The organism is Pseudomonas sp. W17 (assembly GCF_040268305.1).
GTDB lineage: Bacteria > Pseudomonadota > Gammaproteobacteria > Pseudomonadales > Pseudomonadaceae > Aquipseudomonas > Aquipseudomonas protegens.
Genome location: NZ_CP158490.1, coordinates 514,110 through 529,593, shown reverse-complemented (window position 1 = coordinate 529,593; position 15,484 = coordinate 514,110). Strand labels below are relative to the sequence as shown.

Below are 15,484 nucleotides of genomic sequence, written 5' to 3'. Positions count from 1 at the left end.
CCCTTTCACGTCCGTCAAGGAGCCGACCATGCAAGTGAAAGCACTGATTGCCCTGGCCCTGCTAACGGCCCTGAGCCCCGCCAGCCAGGCCACCAACCTGATGTACATGCCCTTCGAGAAAGTCGTGGCCGACGCCGAGCGCGCCGGGCGCCTGGATGGCAGCGTGAGCTTCCATCTGGCCGGCAACCCGCTTGCGCCGGTGCTCCAGGTGCGGCTCACCGAAGTCACCACCAACAAGAAGACCAACGCTTTCAACAAGAGCGATATCGCCGCCTGCGAATGGGCCCTGCAGTCGGCCCTGATCACCCTGCAAGCCGCGGCCAAGCGGGTCGGCGCCAACGCGGTGATCAATATCGTCAGCTACTACAAGCACCACGTGCGCAAGGACCTCAACACCTACGAATGCCATGCCGGGGTACTGATGGCCGGAGTGGCCCTGCGCGGCGACCTGGTGAACCTGCAGGCCCCGGTGCGGCCCAACAGCCCCTCAGGGCGTAGCCCCGGTCTTGCGCGTCAGTAGCTCGACAAAGGCCTTGGCCATGGGCGAAGCCTGATCCTTGCGCTGCACCAGCCACACCGCCGACATCGCCGCCGGGTCCAGCAGGCGGCGATAGACCACGCCGTCGATGCGCATGCGCTGGTAGGAGGCCGGCAGCACCGACACCCCCAACCCCGCCGCCACCAGGCCGATGATGGTCATGGCTTCCGCCGCCTCCTGAGCGAAATGCGGGGTAAAGCCGGCATCCCGGGACAGGCTCAGCAACTGCGCATACAGGCCGCTGCCATAGCTGCGGGGGAAAAACACAAAGGGCTCACAGGCCAGCTCCGCCAGGTGCAGCCCCTCTTCACTGCCACTGGCCAGCGGGTGCTTGGAACTGAGCACCGCCACCAGCGGCTCGCGCAGCAACTCCACCACCGACAGCGAATCCGGCAGGGGCAAGGGCCGCATGATGCCGACCTGGATCGCCTGGTCCACCAGGGCCTCGGCCACCTGGGTGCTGCTCATTTCCTTGAGCTTGAGGTGTACCGCGGGAAAGCGCTGGCGAAAGGCGAAGATCGCCTGGGGAATGGTCGAATTGAAGGGCGCCGACGAGGTGAAGCCGATCTTCAGTTCCCCCAGCTCGCCCAACTGCGCACGCCGCGCCACGTCCGCGGCCTTGTCCACCTGGGCCAGTACCAGCCGCGCCTCTTCCAGGAACAGGCGCCCGGCCTCGCTGAGCTCGACCCGACGATTGGTGCGTTCGAACAGGCGCGCGCCCACCTCCTGCTCCAGCGCCTGGATCTGCTGGCTCAGGGGCGGTTGGGAGATGCCCAGCACCTGGGCTGCACGACCAAAATGCAGTTCTTCGGCGACAGCGATGAAGTAGCGCAGGTGACGCAGTTCCATGAGGGCCTCATTAAGTCTTAAAACCTATCAAACAGGTCGAACAATATATTGGAAAGAATCATTAGCCAGCTATATGCTTTTTCCATTGCCTGACCGGCTGCGTTCCCCCGAGGTCCCCCGTGAAATCCGCTGTTGCCGCTGTTGCCCCCTCCGCCCACGAACCCCCTGCCACGCCCCTGGACGAGGTGGTCGCCCAGCTCAACGAGGCCTATATCGAAAAAGGCACGCCGATGTTCATGCGCACCGTGCTGGCGCTGTTCTCCGGCGGTTTTGCCACCTTCGCCCTGCTGTATTGCGTACAACCGATGATGCCGCTGCTGTCCCGGGACTTCTCCATCAATGCCGCCCAGAGCAGCCTGATTCTCTCGGTCGCCACTGGCATGCTGGCCATCGGGTTGTTGATCACCGGGCCGGTTTCCGACCGCATCGGTCGCAAGCCGGTGATGGTTGCCGCCTTGCTGGCCGCCGCCTTGTGCACCATCGCCAGTGCGCTGATGCCGAGCTGGCACGGGGTGCTGCTGATGCGCGCGCTGGTGGGCCTGTCCCTGAGCGGGCTGGCAGCAGTGGCCATGACCTACCTGAGCGAGGAGATCCACCCCCAGCACATCGGCCTGGCCATGGGCCTGTACATTGGTGGCAACGCCATCGGCGGCATGAGCGGGCGACTGATCACCGGGGTGCTGATCGACTTCGTCAGCTGGCACACGGCGATGCTGGTGATCGGCGGCCTGGCACTGATCGCTGCCGCGGTGTTCTGGCGCATCCTTCCCGAATCACGCAATTTCCGCCCCCGTTCGCTGCACCCGCGCAGCCTGCTGGACGGCTTTGCCATGCACTTTCGCGATGCCGGCCTGCCCTGGCTGTTCCTCGAAGGTTTCCTGCTGATGGGGGCTTTCGTCACCCTGTTCAACTACATCGGCTACCGCCTGCTGGCCGGGCCCTATCAACTGAGCCAGGCCTGGGTCGGGATGCTGTCGGTGGTGTACCTCTCGGGCATCTATAGCTCGGCGAAGATCGGCGCCCTGGCCGACCAGCTGGGCCGGCGCCGGGTGCTATGGGGCACCATCGTGCTGATGCTGGCAGGGATTGCCCTGACTCTGCTGACCCCGCTGTCCCTGGTGCTGATCGGCATGCTGCTGTTCACCTTCGGCTTCTTCGGTGCCCACTCGGTGGCCAGCAGCTGGATCGGCCGTCGCGCCACCAAGGCCAAGGGCCAGGCGTCGTCGCTGTACCTGTTCAGCTACTACGCCGGCTCGAGCATTGCCGGCACCGCCGGCGGGGTGTTCTGGCACCTGGCGGGTTGGAACGGCATCGGCCTGTTTATCGGCGCCTTGCTGATCGGAGCCCTGTTGATCGCCATGAAACTCGCCAAACTCCCCCCTTTGTAGGAGCAGGCTTGCCGGCGAAGTGCTCCGCCAGGCAGGCGCAGGTCTTGAGGGCCCTTTCGCCAGCAAGCTGGCTCCTACAAAAGTGTCCGCCAATGAAAACGCCCGGCAGGTGCCGGGCGTTTTTTTATGGGGGCGCTTATTCGTGGTATTGCGCCGACAACTCGTGCACCGCTTCAAGGAAGGCTCCGGCGTGCTCCGGTTTCACTTCCGGAGTGATGCCGTGGCCCAGGTTGAACACGTGGCCGCTGCCCTTGCCGTAGCTGGCGAGGATGCGCGCAACTTCGCTGCGGATCGCCTGCGGGTTGGCGTAGAGCACGGTAGGGTCCATGTTGCCTTGCAGCGATACCTTGCTGCCGACCCGGCGGCGGGCTTCGCCGATGTCACAGGTCCAGTCCAGGCCCAGGCTGTCCGCGCCGGCATCGGCAATGCTTTCCAGCCACAGGCCGCCGCCCTTGGTGAAGAGGATCACCGGAACCTTGCGCCCGTCGTGTTCGCGGATCAGGCCACTGACGATCTTGCGCATGTAGGCCAGGGAGAACTCCTGGTAGGCCGCCGCCGAGAGGCTGCCGCCCCAGCTGTCGAAGATCTGCACCGCCTGCGCGCCGGCACGGATCTGCCCGTTCAGGTACGCGGTGACCGACTGGGCCAGCTTGTCCAGCAGCAGGTGCATGGCTTGCGGGTTGTCGTAGAGCATGGCCTTCGACTTGCGGAAGTCCTTGGAGGAGCCGCCTTCGACCATGTAGGTGGCCAGGGTCCAGGGGCTGCCGGAGAAACCGATCAACGGCACACGGCCGTTGAGTTCGCGACGAATGGTGCTGACCGCATCCATTACATAGCCCAGGTCCTTGTGCGGATCGGGGATCGGCAGAGCTTCGATGTCGGCCAGGGTGCTGACCACTTTCTTGAAGCGCGGGCCTTCACCGGTCTCAAAGTACAGGCCTTGGCCCATGGCATCGGGGATGGTCAGGATGTCGGAGAAGAGGATCGCCGCATCCAGCTGTGGATAGCGGTCCAGAGGCTGCAGCGTGACTTCGCAAGCGAACGCCGGGTTCATGCACAGGCTCATGAAGTCACCGGCGTTGGCACGGCTGGCGCGGTATTCAGGCAAGTAGCGCCCAGCCTGACGCATCATCCACACCGGGGTGACGTCTACGGGTTGCTTGAGCAGGGCACGAAGGAAACGGTCGTTCTTCAGGGCAGTCATGTCGGCATCCGGAAAAAAAGTGGGGGCATTTTCTCAGAGCGCGACACAAAAGGCACGGCAAGAGCCGTTTCTTTATGTCTATGGGGGCAATTTGTCACGGGACGGGCACAGATCCCGTAGGAGCCAGCTTGCTGGCGAAGCGATCGACGCGGTGCTTCAACAGCACCGCGTTATCGTTGTTCGCCGGCCAGCCGGCTCCTGCAAGGTGGGTCAGACGCCCAGGTAGTCGAGGATGCCTTCGGCGGCGTTACGCCCTTCGAAGATCGCCGTCACCACAAGATCAGAACCGCGCACCATATCACCACCGGCAAAGATCTTCGGGTTGCTGGTCTGGTGCTTGAACTGGCCCTGTTCCGGGGCCACGACACGGCCCTGGCTGTCGGTCTGGATGCTGAACTGCTCGAACCATGGCGCCGGGCTTGGACGGAAACCGAAGGCGATGACCACGGCGTCGGCCGGGATGATCTCTTCAGAACCCGGGATCGGCTCGGGGCTGCGGCGGCCACGGGCGTCCGGCTCGCCGAGACGGGTCTCGACCACCTTCACGCCTTCGACGCGATCTTCACCGACAATGGCGATCGGCTGGCGGTTGTAGAGGAATTTCACGCCTTCTTCCTTGGCGTTCTTCACCTCTTTGCGCGAGCCGGGCATGTTGGCTTCGTCACGACGATAGGCGCAGGTCACCGACTTGGCGCCCTGGCGGATCGAGGTGCGGTTGCAGTCCATCGCGGTGTCGCCACCACCCAGCACCACCACCTTCTTGCCTTTCATGTCGACGAAGTCTTCCGGCGACTTTTCAAAGCCCAGGTTGCGGTTGACGTTGGCGATCAGGAAATCCAGCGCGTCATAGACGCCCGGCAGGTCCTCACCGGCAAAGCCGCCCTTCATGTAGGTGTAGGTGCCCATGCCCATGAACACCGCATCGTATTCGGCGAGCAGTTGCTCCATGGTCACGTCCTTGCCCACCTCGGTGTTGAGGCGGAACTCGATGCCCATGCCGCTGAAGACTTCGCGACGATTGCTCAGCACGGTCTTTTCCAGCTTGAACTCGGGGATACCGAAGGTCAGCAGACCGCCGATTTCCGGGTTCTTGTCGAACACCACCGGGGTCACGCCGCCACGCACCAGCACATCGGCACAGCCCAGGCCTGCCGGGCCCGCGCCAATGATCGCCACGCGTTTGCCGGTGGGCTTGACCTTGGACATGTCAGGGCGCCAGCCCATGGCGAAAGCGGTGTCGGTGATGTACTTCTCCACCGAACCGATGGTCACCGCGCCAAACCCGTCGTTGAGGGTGCAGGCACCCTCGCACAGGCGATCCTGCGGGCACACCCGGCCACAGACTTCCGGCAGGGTGTTGGTCTGGTGCGACAGCTCGGCGGCGGCGAGGATGTTGCCCTCGGCCACCAGCTTGAGCCAGTTGGGAATGAAGTTGTGCACCGGGCACTTCCATTCACAGTATGGGTTACCGCAACCCAGGCAGCGGTGGGCCTGGTCGGCCGACTGCTGGGGTTTGAAGGGTTCGTAGATTTCCACGAACTCTTTCTTGCGTTGACGCAACAGTTTCTTCTTCGGATCCTTGCGCCCGACATCGATGAACTGGAAGTCGTTATTCAGACGTTCAGCCATTATCAAAACCTCATCACACTCTTCAGGCGCATATCACTGCGGGTTGGCACGGGTGCTGGAAAGCAACGACTTCAAGCTGGCAGCCTTGGGCTTGACCAGCCAGAAACGGCGCAGGTAGTCGTCGAGGTTCTCGGCGAGGTTACGGCCCCATTCGCTGTCGGTTTCCTCGACGTACTCGTTCAGCACGCGCTGCAGGTGGCTGCGATAGGCTTCCATCGCTTCGCCGCTGATCCGTTGGATTTCCACCAGTTCGTGGTTGACCCGGTCAACGAAGGTGTTGTCCTGGTCCAGCACATAGGCGAAACCGCCGGTCATGCCTGAGCCGAAGTTGTAACCGGTCTTGCCCAGGACGCAGACGAAACCACCGGTCATGTACTCGCAGCAGTGATCGCCAGTGCCTTCCACCACGGTGTGGGCACCGGAGTTGCGCACGGCGAAACGCTCACCCGCGGTGCCAGCGGCGAACAGCTTGCCGCCGGTGGCGCCGTACAGGCAGGTGTTGCCGATAATGGCGCTGTCCTGGGTCTTGTAGACGCTGCCCTTGGGCGGAACGATCACCAGCTTGCCGCCGGTCATGCCCTTGCCCACGTAGTCGTTGGCGTCGCCTTCCAGGTAGAGGTTCAGGCCGCCGGCGTTCCACACGCCGAAGCTCTGCCCCGCAGTGCCCTTGAAGCGGAACGTGATAGGCGCCTGGGCCATGCCCTGGTTGCCGTGGAGCCTGGCGATCTCGCCGGAGATCCGTGCGCCGATGGAGCGGTCGCAGTTGCAGATATCCAGGGCGAAATCGGCGCCGCTCTTGTCATTGATCGCCGAGCGGGCCATCTCGACCATTTTCTCGGCCAGCAGGCCCTTGTCGAACGGCGGGTTGCGGTCCACCTGGCAGAACTGCGGCTTGTCCGCCGGAATGTGGTCACTGCCCAGCAACGGGGTCAGGTCCAGGTGATGCTGCTTGGCGGTCTGGCCTTCCAGCACCTCCAGCAGGTCGGTCCGGCCGATCAGTTGCTCCAGGGAACGCACGCCAAGCTTGGCCAGCCACTCACGGGTTTCCTCGGCGACGTAGGTGAAGAAGTTCACCACCATGTCGACGGTGCCGATGTAGTGATCCTTGCGCAGTTTCTCGTTCTGGGTCGCCACACCGGTGGCGCAGTTGTTCAGGTGGCAGATGCGCAGGTACTTGCAGCCCAGGGCGATCATCGGCGCGGTGCCGAAGCCGAAGCTCTCGGCGCCGAGGATGGCTGCCTTGATCACGTCGAGGCCGGTTTTCAGGCCGCCGTCGGTCTGCACCCGGACCTTGCCGCGCAGGTCGTTGCCGCGCAGGGTCTGGTGGGTTTCCGCCAGGCCCAGTTCCCACGGCGCACCGGCGTACTTGATCGAGGTCAGCGGCGAAGCGCCGGTACCGCCGTCGTAGCCGGAGATGGTGATCAGGTCGGCATAGGCCTTGGCCACGCCGGCGGCGATGGTGCCGACGCCGGCTTCGGCCACCAGCTTCACCGACACCAACGCCTGAGGGTTGACCTGCTTGAGGTCGAAGATCAGCTGCGACAAGTCTTCGATCGAATAGATGTCGTGGTGCGGCGGAGGCGAAATCAAGGTCACGCCGGGGACTGCGTAGCGCAGCTTGGCGATCAGGCCGTTGACCTTGCCACCAGGCAGCTGGCCGCCCTCGCCGGGCTTGGCGCCCTGGGCCACCTTGATCTGCAGCACTTCGGCGTTGACCAGGTACTCCGGGGTCACGCCGAAACGGCCAGTGGCCACTTGCTTGATCTTCGAGCTCTTGATGGTGCCGTAGCGCGCCGGGTCTTCGCCGCCTTCACCGGAGTTGGAACGCGCGCCGAGGCGGTTCATGGCTTCGGCCAGGGCTTCGTGAGCCTCCGGCGACAGGGCGCCCAGGGAGATACCGGCGGAGTCGAAGCGCTTGAGGATCGATTCCAGGGGCTCGACTTCGCTGATGTCCATCGGCGTGTCCAGGGTCTTCACCTGGAACAGGTCGCGGATCATCGACACCGGGCGGTTGTCCACCAGCGCGGTGTATTCCTTGAACTTGGCGTAGTCGCCCTGCTGCACGGCGGCTTGCAGGGTGTTGACCACGTCCGGGTTGTAGGCGTGGTATTCGCCACCGTGGACGAACTTCAGCAGGCCGCCTTGCTGGATCGGCTTGCGCGGGCTCCAGGCTTCGGTCGCCAGGGCTTTCTGTTCGGCTTCGATGTCGACGAAACGTGCGCCCTTGATCCGGCTCGGCACGCCACGGAAGCTCAGGTTGCAGACCTCCTCGGACAGGCCGATGGCTTCGAACAGCTGCGCGCCACGGTAAGAGGCGATGGTGGAGATGCCCATCTTCGACAGGATCTTCAGCAGGCCCTTGGTGATGCCCTTGCGGTAGTTCTTGAACACCTCGTAGAGGTCGCCCAGCACTTCACCGGTACGGATCAGGTCGCCCAGCACTTCGTAGGCCAGGAACGGATAGACCGCCGAGGCGCCGAACCCGATCAGCACCGCGAAGTGGTGCGGATCGCGGGCGGTGGCAGTTTCCACGAGTATGTTGGAGTCGCAGCGCAGGCCCTTTTCAGTCAGGCGGTGGTGCACCGCGCCGGTGGCCAGGGAGGCGTGGATCGGCAACTTGCCCGGCGCAATATGACGGTCGCTGAGGACGATCTGGGTGCGGCCGGCGCGAGCGGCTTCTTCAGCCTGGTCGGCGACGTTGCGGATCGCGGCTTCCAGACCGACGCTCTCGTCGTAGTTGAGGTCGATGACCTGGCGCTCGAAACCCGGGCGGTCGAGGTTCATCAGCGAACGCCACTTGGCCGGGGAGATCACTGGCGAGCTGAGGATCACTCGCGAAGCGTGCTCGGGCGACTCCTGGAAGATGTTGCGCTCGGCACCGAGGCAGATCTCCAGGGACATGACGATGGCTTCGCGCAGCGGGTCGATCGGCGGGTTGGTGACCTGGGCGAACTGCTGGCGGAAATAGTCGTAGGGGGTACGCACGCGCTGGGACAGCACCGCCATCGGCGTGTCGTCGCCCATCGAACCCACCGCTTCGTAGCCCTGCTCGCCCAGCGGGCGCAGCACCTGGTCACGCTCTTCGAAGGTGACCTGGTACATCTTCATGTACTGCTTGAGCTGGTCGACGTCGTAGAAGGCCGAACCGTGGTCGTTGTCTTCCATGGTGGCCTGGATGCGCAGGGCATTCTTGCGCAGCCATTGCTTGTACGGATGACGGGACTTCAGACGGTTGTCGATGGCGTCGGTGTCGAGGATCTGCCCGGTCTCGGTGTCCACGGCAAAGATCTGGCCCGGGCCGACCCGGCCCTTGGCGATCACGTCCTCGGGCTGGTAGTTCCACACGCCGATTTCCGAAGCCAGGGTGATGAAGCCGTTCTGGGTGGTGACCCAGCGCGCCGGGCGCAGGCCGTTGCGGTCCAGCAGGCAGACGGCGTAGCGGCCGTCGGTCATGACCACGCCGGCCGGGCCGTCCCACGGCTCCATGTGCATCGAGTTGTATTCGTAGAACGCGCGCAGGTCGGCGTCCATGGTCTCGACGTTCTGCCACGCTGGCGGAATGATCATGCGCACGCCGCGGAACAGGTCGATGCCGCCGGTGACCATCAACTCCAGCATGTTGTCCATGCTCGAGGAGTCGGAACCCACACGGTTGACCAGCGGGCCGAGCTCTTCCAGGTCCGGGATCAGGTCGTTGGCGAACTTGGTGCGCCGGGCCACGGCCCAGTTGCGGTTGCCGGTGATGGTGTTGATCTCGCCGTTGTGGGCGAGGAAGCGGAATGGCTGGGCCAGCGGCCATTTCGGCAGGGTGTTGGTGGAGAAGCGCTGGTGAAACACGCAGATCGCGGTTTGCAGGCGCTCGTCACCCAGGTCCGGATAGAAGGCGGCGAGGTCCGCCGGCATCATCAGGCCCTTATAGATGATGGTCTTGTGGGAAAAGCTGCAGATGTAGTGGTCGGTGTCGGCGGCGTTGGCCACCGAGGAGCGGCGACGGGAACTGAACAGCTTGATGGCGAAATCCTGGTCGCTCAGACCCTGGCCGCCGATGAACACTTGTTCGATCTGTGGCAGGCGCTCCAGGGCCAGACGCCCGAGCACACTGGTATCGATCGGTACTTTGCGCCAGCCCACCAGTTGCAGGCCGGCGGCGAGGATCTCGCGGTTCATGTTTTCGCGAGCGGCTTCGGCTTTCACCGGGTCCTGGTTGAAGAACACCATGCCCACCGCATATTGCTTGGGCAGCTCGATGCCGAAGTGCTCCGTGGCGACTGCGCGCAGGAACAGGTCGGGCTTTTGCATCAGCAGACCGCAACCGTCGCCGGTCTTGCCGTCCGCGTTGATCCCACCGCGGTGGGTCATGCAGGTAAGGGCCTCAATGGCCGTTTTCAACAGGGTATGACTGGGTTCGCCCTGCATGTGGGCTATCAGGCCGAAACCACAGTTATCCTTAAATTCATCTGGTTGGTACAGACCTGCTTTCATAGACACTTTCTCACCAGGCTGCCTCTTTTAGAGGCAAATTTCTTTTCAATTCAACCACTTGCATTCCGCGCCGAACGTACGCCAGCTTTGCGGGGGCAAAAGGGAGGTCATTGTACACACCGACACAAAGCCCCACAAATTTAGCGACGATCTGTCGTAAATTCATGTCGCATTTATGAACGTTTTAAAGCGATATGCTGTGCTAGTCAAAAAGTTTTGCTTTTGACTGCCGCGACTCAAAAACTACTGTGACGCAGACACCACAAGGCACGCGGCCTGTAAGGCAGCATGCCGATGCGGAAATTTGAGGTTGCCGGGAGAGGCGGCCTGGGTAAGGCCGCCGAATCTTCAGCGAGTTGTTGCCAGTTCTTGTTGAACGCTAGCGACAGTGCGAGGCCAAGGTTTACCAGCCTGAACCTTCGCTGGCAAGGATTTGATGGCGCTGACCGCTGCATCGCGGCTTGCGAAGTTGCCGTAGGTGATCACATACAGCGGCTTGCCGTTGAGGACTTTCTTGAAGTAGCGGTATTCGCCGCCCTGTTCCTTGACGAAGTTCTGCGCGGTGGCTTCCGAGCTGGTGCCGAGGATCTGCACCACGTAGTTGCCTGGCGCCTGGCCAGCGTACCAGCTGCCACCGGCGGCCTTGGCCACGGTGACCGGCTTCTCGGCCGGCTTGGCCGGAGCAGGCTTGGCTGCCACTGGTTTCTCTGCCGGCTTGGCGGCAGGCGCAGGCTTGGCCGTGGCCACCTGGGTCGGTGCCGGGGTTGGACGCGCTGCCGGAGTCGGCGTCGGGCCAGCCGTAGCCCCAGCAGGCGGCGCGGTGGTGGTCACGGTCGGTGGAACGGCGCTGGAGCCTTCAACCGGTACCCCGTCGTCACCCTCACTGATACCCCCTGCGGCTTCGGCCAGAGGACCGCGCATCACGGGCTGCGACTGGCCGACCAACGGCAGCGGCATTGGCTGTGACGAACCGGCGAACTCCACTGACGGGCTGCCATTGGCATTGGGTGTCGGTGTTTGCCCCAAAGGCAGTTGCGCTTGCTCATTGGCCGGAGCGCCGGTGGTTGGAGCCTTGCTGCGGCCCGGCATCAACCAGGCCGCGGCCACGGCCACCACCACGACAGCGGAGATGGCCAATACGTGTTTCTTCGGCATGTTGAACCCCATACTTGGACGCTTGACCGCAGAGCGGCTGGCGATCATTGCTTCGATCATTGCATCCCTGGCGACCTGGTTGATGTTGCCCGGCCAGCCATCGGAGCTTTCGTGAATATCACTGATCTGATCTGCGGAGAAAAGTTCGATGCCCTGCCCCGCACCTTCAAGCCGCTGGGCCAGATATTCGCGGGTTTCCTCTTCGGTATAAGGCTGCAACTCGATGACGTGGAAGCGCTCTTCCTCGGTATTGAGCTGGTCCAGTGCGGCGATCAGCGACGACTCGCCGAACAGGAACACATGGGGGCGCCCCTCCGGAGCACCGGCCGCCAGGGCCAGCAGGGCCTCGAGGGCGGACTCGTCGAGCTGCTCGGCGTCATCCACCAGCAGATAGACTTCCTGACCGGTCAGGGCCAGCTGCACTATCTGGGCGAGGATCGCGCCGATTTCAGCCTCGGCCACGTTCAGCGCCTGGGCCACCTGGCGCAGCACGCCGGCAGCGTCGCCGGCGCCGCGGGCCGACACCACCACGCTCTGCACCGATTGCTTGTTGGTACTGGCTACCAGCGCCTGGCGCAGCAGGGTCTTGCCGCTGCCCTGAGGCCCGGTGACCACCAGCAGCAACTGGCTGTAGCGGGCCAGGTGATGCAGTTGCCCCAGCACGGGCTTGCGCTGGGCAGGAAAGAACTTGAAGCCAGGGACCCGGGGAGCGAAAGGATCGTGGCTCAACTGGTAATGGCCGAGGAAAGCCTCGTCGGCGTGCAAACTAGTCATCGGGATCTTATTAACCTTTAAGCTGAGCCAGGGCGCGGTAGTCCGCTCCCAGCGTGGCCTGTAAAACCTCTTTCGGATAATCGTCGGTCACTACGGCTTCGCCCATGCGGCGCAACAGCACCAGACGCAAACGACCGTCGATCACTTTCTTGTCAATTGCCATGTGTTCGAGAAAATCCGCTTCGCTCATTTCCTCTGGCGGGATGACCGGCAAGCCCGCGCGCTGGAACAGGCGAATACCGCGGTCACGCTCCTGGCTGGTGATCCAGCCCAGGCGCGCGGACATTTCCAGGGCCATTACGGTGCCAGCAGCCACCGCCTCGCCGTGCAGCCACACACCGTACCCCATGTGGGTTTCGATGGCGTGGCCGAAGGTATGCCCCAGGTTGAGGGTGGCCCGCACTCCCGATTCACGTTCGTCGGCACCCACCACCGCGGCCTTGGCCGCACAGGAGCGCTCGATGGCGTAAGTCAGCGCCTGCTGGTCCAGGGCCCGCAGGCGGTCGACGTTCTCTTCCAGCCAGGTGAGGAAGGGCTCGTCGCAGATCAGGCCGTACTTGATCACTTCCGCCAGACCAGCCGACAGCTCGCGGCTGGGCAGGGTGTTAAGGCTGGTGGTATCGATCAGCACCACGTTCGGCTGGTAGAAGGCGCCGACCATGTTCTTGCCCAGCGGGTGGTTGATACCGGTCTTGCCACCCACCGAAGAGTCCACCTGGGACAGGAGGGTGGTAGGAATCTGGATGAAATCCACGCCCCGCTGGTAGCAGGCCGCGGCAAAGCCGGCCATATCACCGATCACGCCGCCACCGAGGGCGATGATGGTAGTGCGTCGATCGTGGCGCGCAGTGAGCAGGCCATCGAAGATCAACTGCAGGGTTTCCCAGTTCTTGTAGGCCTCGCCATCGGGCAGGACCACCGAGATCACCGAGAACTGCCCCAGGCTGCGGGTCAGGCGCTCAAGGTAAAGCGGCGCGACGGTCTCATTGGAAATGATCGCCACTTGCCGCCCGGCGATATGCGGCACCAGCAGCTCGGGCTGGTCCAACAGACCTTCACCAATGTGAATCGGGTAGCTGCGCTCGCCTAGATCGACCTTAAGTGTCTGCATGTGTCCCCACAGTGAAGATGGAAGCAGGCATTGTGCCCTGCATTGACGATGGGCCTCGTCTGGTCTTCTGACGCAGCCCGATAGCTCTGCGCCACACCTTGGCGGTCTGGCGCGACGCCGAGAATAGCGCATTTCGCTCGACGCATTAACGGGGTGGCAGCTGCTGCAGGCGCTCCAGTATGTCCAGCACCACCATTCGTGGCGGCCGCTCATCGGTTTCCACCACCAGATCGGCAATTTCCCGATAAAGCGGGTCGCGGATTTCCAGCAGGTCGCGCAGGGTCTTGGCCGGATCGGCGGTGCGCAGCAGGGGACGATTGCGGTCCCGGGCGGTGCGCCCCACCTGTTGCTCGACCGAGGCGTGCAGATAGACCACTCGTCCGCCAGCGTGCAGCGCCCGACGATTGGCCTCGCGCATCACTGCACCACCGCCAGTGGCCAGGACCACGCCGTCAGTGCCACAGAGCTCGGCGATCATCGCCTGTTCGCGATCACGAAAGCCCGGTTCGCCTTCCTTATCGAAGATCCACGGGATATTCGCCCCTGTACGCAGTTCAATTTCCTTATCGGAATCTTTGAATGGCAGGCGCAGCTCTTTGGCCAGTAAGCGACCGATGGTGCTTTTTCCAGCCCCCATCGGCCCAACAAGAATCAAATTTCGCACAGAATCAACGACTCACAGCAATCGCCTGGTTGTTCATGATACGCGGAGTGAGAAATACCAGCAGCTCGGATTTTTTCTCCGACACCACGTCACGCCGGAAAAGGCGGCCAAGATACGGCACATCGCCAAGAAATGGCACTTTATCTACAACCTTGCTCTGGGTATTGGAGAAAACCCCGCCGATGACGATGGTCGCCCCGTCGTTGACCAGTACCTTGGCATTGACCTCGTTCTTCTTGATCGGCGGTACATCCTGGACCTTGTTCAGGTAGTCCGGCTCATCCTTGGTGACCTTGACCTCCATGATGATGCGGTTGTCCGGGGTGATCTGCGGCGTCACTTCAAGCGACAGCGACGCCTCCTTGAAGGACACCGAGGTAGCGCCGCTGGAGCTGGCTTCCTGGTAGGGGATCTCGGTGCCCTTGAGGATCTTTGCGGTTTCCTTGTCGGAGGTGACCACCTTGGGCTGGGAAACGATCTCGCCGTTGCCGGTCTTCTCCATGGCGGTCAACTCCAGGTCCAGCAGCACGTTGTCGGTGATGTAGGCGATACCGATGCCCGAGGTATGGGCGCTAGCCCCCAGATCGACAAAGGGCGAGTTGCTGCCGCCGCTGCCCGGAGCGCCGATGCTGCTGGAACCGCTGGCAGCGTTCTGCACCCCGCCGGCGCTCCAGTTGCCCTGGTTCTGCACCGAGCCGCCCCAGCGCACGCCCAGGCTCTTGTCGTAGTCAACGTTGGCCTCGACGATGCGCGCTTCGATCATCACCTGGCGCACGGGAACATCCAGCTGGGCGACGATGCGCCGAAGTTCGTCGAGGCGCTCCTGGCTCTGGTAGGCAATGATGCTGTTGGTGCGTTCGTCCACGGTGATCGAGCCACGCTCATCGGCTTTTTCCTCGGCGCGGGTCACCGACTGGAACAGCTTGGCGATGTCCGCCGCCTTGGCGTAGTTGACCTGAAGCAGCTCCCGACGCAACGGCGCCAGGTCCTCCAGCTGCTTCTGCGACTCCAGCTCCTGACGCTCGCGGGCGGCAATCTCATCCGCCGGAGCCACCAGCAGCACATTGCCGATCTTGCGCGAATCAAGGCCCTTGGTCCGTAGCACCAGATCCAGGGCCTGATCCCAGGGCACGTTCTGCAGGCGCAGGGTGATGCCGCCCTGCACCGTGTCGCTGGCCACCAGGTTGAGGCCCGTGAAATCGGCGATCAATTGCAGCACCGAGCGCACCTCGATGTCCTGAAAGTTCAGCGAGAGCTTTTCCCCCTTGTAGGCAGGTCGGGCCGCAACCGCCCTGCTGCTGGTCTCGACCAGGGGGCGGACACTGATCGTCAGGCGGTTGTCGGTCTGGAAGGTGGAATAGTCGAAGGCGCCCTTGGGCTCCAGGGTGACGGTGGTACGCCCGGCAGCCGTATCCGCAGTGATGTACTGCACCGGGGTGGCGAAATCCTTGACGTCCAGGCGAACCCGCAGCGCCTCGGGCAATTGGGTACGGGCGAAATCGAGCACGATCCGGCCCTCGCGCCGCTGGACATCGACAGTGATGCGCGGGTCGGACAGGTCGATCAGCACATTGCCTTCGCCCTCCTCGCCGCGTTGAAAATCCACGCCGCGTATCGACCCGGCCACTGCCTGCGGCTTTGCAGGCGCCCGAGCTGCCGTCCCCGGAGCTGCGGGCTTGGGCTCGGCGGC

The 15,484-nt window shown here is 63.3% G+C and carries 9 protein-coding genes and 1 pseudogene; 2 read left to right on the top strand and 8 right to left on the bottom strand.

What is annotated here, in order from left to right; translation table 11 throughout:
• Window positions 1-28: 28 nt before the first annotated feature.
• Window positions 29-520, top strand: coding sequence for a hypothetical protein (locus ABCR88_RS02370; RefSeq protein ID WP_041115352.1), 492 nt, complete (start codon window positions 29-31; stop codon window positions 518-520).
• Here the strand turns inward: ABCR88_RS02370 and ABCR88_RS02365 are convergent.
• Window positions 488-1,387 carry a LysR substrate-binding domain-containing protein gene (locus ABCR88_RS02365; protein ID WP_325985460.1) on the bottom strand — a complete coding sequence of 300 codons (900 nt, stop codon included), beginning with the start codon at window positions 1,385-1,387 and terminating at the stop codon, window positions 488-490. The two genes, ABCR88_RS02370 and ABCR88_RS02365, sit on opposite strands and share 33 nt — an antisense overlap.
• Window positions 1,388-1,563: 176 nt before the next feature.
• Between ABCR88_RS02365 and ABCR88_RS02360 the strand changes: the two genes are divergently transcribed.
• Complete coding sequence (locus tag ABCR88_RS02360) at window positions 1,564-2,775, top strand: MFS transporter (protein WP_228102294.1); 1,212 nt, start codon at window positions 1,564-1,566, stop codon at window positions 2,773-2,775.
• 136 nt (window positions 2,776-2,911) lie between these two features.
• Here ABCR88_RS02360 and hemE read toward each other — a convergent pair whose 3' ends face one another.
• The 7 genes and pseudogenes from hemE to ABCR88_RS02325 form a co-directional block, all read right to left on the bottom strand.
• Window positions 2,912-3,979, bottom strand: coding sequence for a uroporphyrinogen decarboxylase (gene hemE, locus ABCR88_RS02355; protein WP_041115348.1), 1,068 nt, complete (start codon window positions 3,977-3,979; stop codon window positions 2,912-2,914).
• 210 nt (window positions 3,980-4,189) lie between these two features.
• Entirely contained in the window at window positions 4,190-5,608 is a 1,419-nt protein-coding gene (locus ABCR88_RS02350; RefSeq protein ID WP_011058828.1) for an FAD-dependent oxidoreductase, read from the bottom strand.
• Between the two features lie 33 nt (window positions 5,609-5,641).
• Window positions 5,642-10,090 carry a glutamate synthase large subunit gene (gene gltB, locus ABCR88_RS02345; RefSeq protein WP_011058827.1) on the bottom strand — a complete coding sequence of 1,483 codons (4,449 nt, stop codon included), beginning with the start codon at window positions 10,088-10,090 and terminating at the stop codon, window positions 5,642-5,644.
• Window positions 10,091-10,438: 348 nt separating this feature from the next.
• Window positions 10,439-12,019 carry an AAA family ATPase gene (locus ABCR88_RS02340; protein WP_053156027.1) on the bottom strand — a complete coding sequence of 527 codons (1,581 nt, stop codon included), beginning with the start codon at window positions 12,017-12,019 and terminating at the stop codon, window positions 10,439-10,441.
• Between the two features lie 10 nt (window positions 12,020-12,029).
• Window positions 12,030-13,130, bottom strand: a complete 1,101-nt coding sequence (gene aroB / locus ABCR88_RS02335) for a 3-dehydroquinate synthase (protein ID WP_011058825.1) — start codon at window positions 13,128-13,130, stop codon at window positions 12,030-12,032.
• A 145-nt stretch (window positions 13,131-13,275) separates the two neighbouring features.
• The gene (aroK, locus tag ABCR88_RS02330; protein ID WP_011058824.1) at window positions 13,276-13,794 is read right to left on the bottom strand and encodes a shikimate kinase AroK; all 519 of its coding nucleotides are present in this window, start codon (window positions 13,792-13,794) and stop codon (window positions 13,276-13,278) included.
• A gap of 4 nt (window positions 13,795-13,798) precedes the next feature.
• Window positions 13,799-15,475 (bottom strand): annotated as a pseudogene (locus tag ABCR88_RS02325) (type IV pilus secretin PilQ family protein); the annotation flags it as partial.
• Window positions 15,476-15,484: the final 9 nt, after the last annotated feature.

Coding starts and splice junctions, on each gene's coding strand:
- ABCR88_RS02370 (WP_041115352.1), top strand. CDS start 29: ATGCAAGTGAAAGCACTGATTGCCCTGGCCCTGCTAACGGCCCTGAGC.
- ABCR88_RS02365 (WP_325985460.1), bottom strand. CDS start 1,387: ATGGAACTGCGTCACCTGCGCTACTTCATCGCTGTCGCCGAAGAACTG.
- hemE (WP_041115348.1), bottom strand. CDS start 3,979: ATGACTGCCCTGAAGAACGACCGTTTCCTTCGTGCCCTGCTCAAGCAA.
- ABCR88_RS02350 (WP_011058828.1), bottom strand. CDS start 5,608: ATGGCTGAACGTCTGAATAACGACTTCCAGTTCATCGATGTCGGGCGC.
- gltB (WP_011058827.1), bottom strand. CDS start 10,090: ATGAAAGCAGGTCTGTACCAACCAGATGAATTTAAGGATAACTGTGGT.
- ABCR88_RS02340 (WP_053156027.1), bottom strand. CDS start 12,019: ATGACTAGTTTGCACGCCGACGAGGCTTTCCTCGGCCATTACCAGTTG.
- aroB (WP_011058825.1), bottom strand. CDS start 13,130: ATGCAGACACTTAAGGTCGATCTAGGCGAGCGCAGCTACCCGATTCAC.